Source organism: bacterium (genome assembly GCA_021372775.1).
Taxonomy (GTDB): domain Bacteria; phylum Acidobacteriota; class Polarisedimenticolia; order J045; family J045; genus JAJFTU01.
On sequence record JAJFTU010000200.1, the window covers coordinates 1 to 3,296 of the forward strand.

General features: G+C 71.1%; 2 protein-coding genes. One reads left to right on the forward strand and one right to left on the reverse strand.

The genetic code is table 11. The features are described 5' to 3' along the window. Nucleotides 1–1,281: catalase (locus LLG88_07055; protein ID MCE5246664.1), on the forward strand; the 1,281-nt coding region annotated here is incomplete at its 5' end. A gap of 68 nt (nucleotides 1,282–1,349) precedes the next feature. Here LLG88_07055 and LLG88_07060 read toward each other — a convergent pair. Continuing rightward, a partial coding sequence (locus LLG88_07060; GenBank protein MCE5246665.1) for a PAS domain S-box protein occupies nucleotides 1,350–3,296 on the reverse strand: 1,947 nt, incomplete at its 5' end.

Here is a 3,296-nt window from a genome sequence, read left to right on the forward strand (position 1 = left end):
CGCGGCACGTTCACCGTGACGAAGGACATCTCGCGCTACACCCGCGCGGCGATCTTCTCCGCCCCGGGCAAGAAGACGGACCTGATCGTCCGCTTCTCGACCGTCGCCGGCGAAGCGGGCGCGGCCGACGCGGAGCGCGACGTCCGCGGCTTCGCCGTCAAGTTCTACACCGAGGAGGGGAACTGGGACCTCGTCGGCAACAACACGCCGGTCTTCTTCGTGCGCGACCCGATGAAGTTCCCCGACTTCATCCACACCCAGAAGCGCCATCCCCGGACGAACCTCCGCTCGACGACGGCGATGTGGGACTTCTGGTCGCTCTGCCCGGAGAGCCTGCACCAGGTGACGATCCTCTTCTCCGACCGCGGCATCCCGCTCAGCCCGCGCTTCATGAACGGCTACGGCAGCCACACCTACAGCCTCTGGAACGCGCGCGGCGAGCGCTTCTGGACCAAGTTCCACTTCAAGACCCAGCAGGGGCACCGCTTCCTCACCAACCGCGAGGCGGAGGAGGTGGTCGGCCGCACGCGCGAGTCGTATCAGGAGGACCTCTACGGCGCGATCGAGCGCGGCGAGTACCCGCGCTGGACGCTGTGCGTCCAGGTCATGCCGGAGCTCGACGCCGAGAAGACGCCCTACAACCCGTTCGACCTGACGAAGGTCTGGCCCCACGCCGACTACCCGCTGATCGAGGTCGGCGTAATGGAGCTGGACCGCAACCCCGAGAACTACTTCGCCGAGATCGAGCAGCTCGCCCTCTCCCCCTCCAACGTCGTTCCGGGAATCGGCTTCTCCCCCGACAAGATGCTGCAGGCGCGGGTCTTCTCCTACGCCGACGCGCACCGTCACCGGCTCGGGACGCACTATGAATCGCTGCCGGTGAACCGCCCGCGCTGCGAGGTGCACCACTACAACAAGGACGGCGCGATGCGCTTCTTCGGCAACGACTCCGGCGTCGCCGACGCCTACTACGAGCCGAATTCGTTCGGCGGGCCGACCGAGGACAATTCGTACGCCGAGCCGCCGCTGCGGATTTCGGGAGACGCCTCGCGCTACGACCACCGCGAGGGGAACGACGACTACTCGCAGGCCGGCGCGCTCTTCCGCCTCTTCACCCCGGAGCAGAAGGGACGCCTGTTCGAGAACATCGCGGCGGCGATGGCCGGCGTGCCGGAGACGATCGTCCGGCGGCAGCTCGCCCACTTCTCGAAGGCCGATCCGGCCTACGGGGCGGGCGTCGCCAAGGCGCTCGGGATGTCGCCGGAAGCGGGCGCGCGCTGACGGAGACGCGGGCGGACGTCGGCGCCGCCGGCGTCCGTCCCCGCGCCGAAGGCCGCGCGCGGCGGCGTTCAGCGCGCGGCGCGCAGGGCGCCGACGAGGGCGGAGGAGAGCGCCTCCAGCGTGAACGGCTTCTTGACGAAGCCGGCGAACCCCTCGTTCAGGATCTCCTGCGCCCGGCCGTCGCGGTCGAAGCCGGAGCAGAGCAGCACCGGCACGGCGGCCCGCGTGAAGCGCAGCGCGTGGAAGACCTCGCGGGCGCTCAGGCCGGGCATCACCATGTCGAGCAGCACGACGTCGAACTGGTCGGGCGCGGCGGAGAAGGTGCGCACCGCCGCGTCGCCGCTCGCGACGGCGGTCACGACGCAGCCGAGCCGCTCGAGCATCGCCGCCGCCGTCCCGCGCACCAGCGGCTCGTCGTCCACGAGCAGCACGCGGCGGCCGGGAAGAACCGCCGCGGCCGGCGCCTCGGCGACGTCCGCGGAGACCGACGCTTCGGCGGCGGACGCGAGCGGCAGCCGCACGACGAAGGTCGCGCCCCGTCCCGCCCCCCGCTCCAGGAAGACCTCGCCGCCGTGCCCCTTGGCGATCCCGTAGACCATCGCCAGCCCCATCCCGCTCCCCTTGCCCGGGCCCTTCGTCGTGAAGAACGGCTCGAAGATCCGGGGCGCGACGTCCGGCGGAACGCCGGGGCCGGTGTCGGCGACGACCAGCTCGACGGACGCCTCCGGCGCCGCCGCCGACCGGGTGGCGATCCGCAGCGCGCCCCCCTCCGGCATCGCGTCGCGCGCGTTGAGGGCGAGGTTGAGGATCACCTGCTGCAGCTGCCCGGCGTCCCCCTGCACGACGTGCCGCGGCGAGGCGAGGTCGAGCTGCAGATCGATGTTGCGGTCGATCGTCCGCCGCAGCAGCTGGACCGCCTCCCGCAGCAGCGCGTGCAGGTCCACCGGCGCGCGGCGGAACTGGCCGCGCCGCGCGAAGCCGAGCAGCTGGCTGGTCAGCTCCGCGGCGCGCGAGGCGGCCTGCTCGATCGTCCGCGCCGCGTCCGCGGCGGGCGAGTTCTCCGGCAGGTCGAGCGCGAGGATCTCCGCGCAGCCGAGAATCGCCATGAGCAGGTTGTTGAAGTCGTGCGCGATGCCGCCGGCGAGCGTGCCGACCGCCTCGAGCTTCTGCGATTCGAGCAGCGCGGCCTCGCTCCGCCGCTGCTCGGTCACGTCGCGGGTGTAGTTGACGACGACCGCCTTGTCGCCGTAGCCGAGCAGGTGGGCGGAGACCTCGATCAGCCGCCGCTCGCCGCCGGCCGTTTCCACCGCCTGCTCGAAGACCGTCGTCCGGCCGTCCTGCAGCGAGCCGACGAGCGACGCCCAACCCGTCGGCGTCGAATTGCGCGGAATGAGTTCCCACAGCGTCCGACCGACCGCGTCGGCCGCGTCGCGCCCCATGAAACGGCAGGCGGTCTCGTTGGCGTACAGCAGCGTGCCGTTCAGCTCGTACCAGGCGATGCCTTCGGAGGCCCGCGCCACGACGAACTGCGTCATGCCGAGCTGCTCTTCCGCGGAGCGGATCTCGGTGATGTCCTGCGCCAAGGCGAGCAGGCCGACGACGGCGCCCGACTGGTCGCGGTGCGGGATCTTGTCCACGCGGACCCAGCGCGGATCGCCCGACGCCGTGCGGTAGGTGTCGATGATCCCGAACTTCGGCCGGCCGCCGCGCAGGACCTCCAAGTCGTCCTCGTAGTACTTCGCGGCGTACTCCGGGAAAACATCCTCCGCCGCGAGCCCCTCGATCCGCTCCGCGGGGAGCCCGACGTCTTCGGTCACGCGGCGGTTGACCCGGACGAAGCGGTTGCGGTCGTCCTTGAGCCAGATCTGCGTCGGCACGAGGTTGAAGATCGTCTCGTAGTCGCGGCGCTGGCGACGCAGTTCGTCCTCCGCCTCGTGCCGCTTGGTCATGTCCAGGAGCAGCGTGACGAACAGCTCGCCGTCCACGAAGCTCCGCATCTCGGCCCATCGCGACGA